The sequence below is a fragment of the Aquipseudomonas alcaligenes NBRC 14159 genome, assembly GCF_000467105.1.
GTDB lineage: Bacteria > Pseudomonadota > Gammaproteobacteria > Pseudomonadales > Pseudomonadaceae > Aquipseudomonas > Aquipseudomonas alcaligenes.
This window is the reverse complement of sequence record NZ_BATI01000089.1, coordinates 1-1,644: the sequence shown is the minus strand read 5'-3', so window position 1 is coordinate 1,644 and position 1,644 is coordinate 1. Positions and strand designations below refer to the sequence as shown.

Here is a 1,644-nt window from a genome sequence, read left to right as displayed (position 1 = left end):
CGCCGATCAGCTCGTGCCAGTTGTCCACCGGCATCTGGCTGGTAACGATGGTCGAGCGCTGGCCGTAGCGGTCGTCCAGTAGCTCCAGCATGTCGCGCCGCTGTTCGGCGGTGAACGGGGCTAGGCCCCAGTCGTCGAGGATCAGCAGGTCGGTCTTGGCGTAGCTGCTCATCAGCTTGGCGAAGCGGCCGTCGCCATGGGCCAGACCCAGTTCTTCCAGCAAACGTGGCAGGCGCAGATAGCGCACGCTGTAGCCCTCTCGGCAGGCCTGGTGGGCCAGGGCGCAGGCCAGCCAGGTTTTACCGACACCGGTGGGGCCGCCGATGATCAGGTTGAGGCCGTCGCGCAGCCACTGGCCACTGCTCAGTTGCAGGATCAGCGCCTTATCCAGTCCGCGCGGGCTACGGTAGTCGATGTCTTCGAGGCAGGCGTTGTGCTTGAGCCGGGCCTGGCGCAGGCGGCTGCTCAGGCGCTTGTCATCGCGTTCGGTCAGCTCGCGGTCGACCAGCAGGCCGAGGCGTTCCTCGAAGCTCAGGCTGTCGATTTCCGGGGTTTTCAGTTGTTCATTCAGCGCCTTGAGCATGCCGTGCAGGCGCAGGGTTTGCAGCTTGTCCAGGGTCGGATGGGGCAGCATGGTGAGTTTCCTTGTGTTCAGTGGTAGTAGCCGGGGCCGCGCAGGTTGGCGTGGTCGTCCGGGAGCAGGGGCAGGTGCTGCTGGGCCAGCGGCAGGTTTTCCAGCCCCTGGCGCAGGATCGATTCGAGGCTCTTGTAACTGCACGCACCGAGGCTGATGGCGCGACGGCAGGCCAACTCCAAGCGCACTTCGCCATGGGTCTTGCCCAGGCGCAGGATGCCCAGGCAGGCCCGGTAGCCCTGCTGCGGATGGATGCGCCGTTCGAGGATGTGCCGGATCACGCCGGCGGTGCTCGGCCCGGTCTGCTCGGCCCAGCGGATCAGCCGTTGCGGCGTCCACTCGGCATGCTCGCGATGGCTCTTGGGCATGTGCTCGGCCTGCGTGCTGTGCCTGCCCTTGTGCATTGAGCGCAGGTGGCTGGCCACTCGCTGGTTGGCGTGGAAACACTCGACGGTGCGCGCCGTCAGGCGCACCTCCAGCTGCTTCTTCACCAGTTGATACGGCACCGAGTAGTAATGCCCATCGACCTCGACGTGGTAGTCGATGTGCACCCGCGCCTTCTTCCACTCGGCATAGACGTAGGGTTGCTCCGGTAATGGGCGCAGCGCCGGACGATCCAGAGCCTCGAAGGCCGAGTGCCGGGAGCCCGGTAGCCTGCGAAACGGGCGGCGATTGAGCCGCTCCAGCAGCCCGGCGATAGCGCTGTTGAGTTCATCCAGGGAGAAGAACTGGCGGTTGCGCAGGGCGGCGAGGATCCAACGCTCGACCACCTGCACGCCGACTTCGGCCTTGGCTTTGTCGCGCGGCTTACGCGCCCGCGCCGGCACCACCGCCACTCCGTAGTGCTCGGCAAGGTCGCGGTAGCTGGGGTTGATGTCCGGCTCGTAACGATGGGCCTTGCTCACCGCGCTGCGCAGGTTGTCCGGCACCACGATCTCCGGCACGCCGCCGAGGAAGGCGAAGCAACGGGTATGCGAGCCTAGCCAGTCCGGCAGCTGCTGCGACCAGGT

2 protein-coding genes are annotated in these 1,644 nt (G+C 66.3%); both read right to left on the bottom strand.

Annotation, left to right across the window (positions count from 1 at the left end; all coding sequences use genetic code 11):
* On the bottom strand, window positions 1-634 hold a 634-nt coding region (gene istB, locus PA6_RS22125; RefSeq protein ID WP_021703186.1), incomplete at its 3' end, for an IS21-like element ISPpu7 family helper ATPase IstB.
* A gap of 17 nt (window positions 635-651) precedes the next feature.
* Window positions 652-1,644, bottom strand: a 993-nt coding sequence (istA, locus tag PA6_RS22120; RefSeq protein WP_021703185.1) for an IS21 family transposase, incomplete at its 5' end; no start/stop codon positions are given.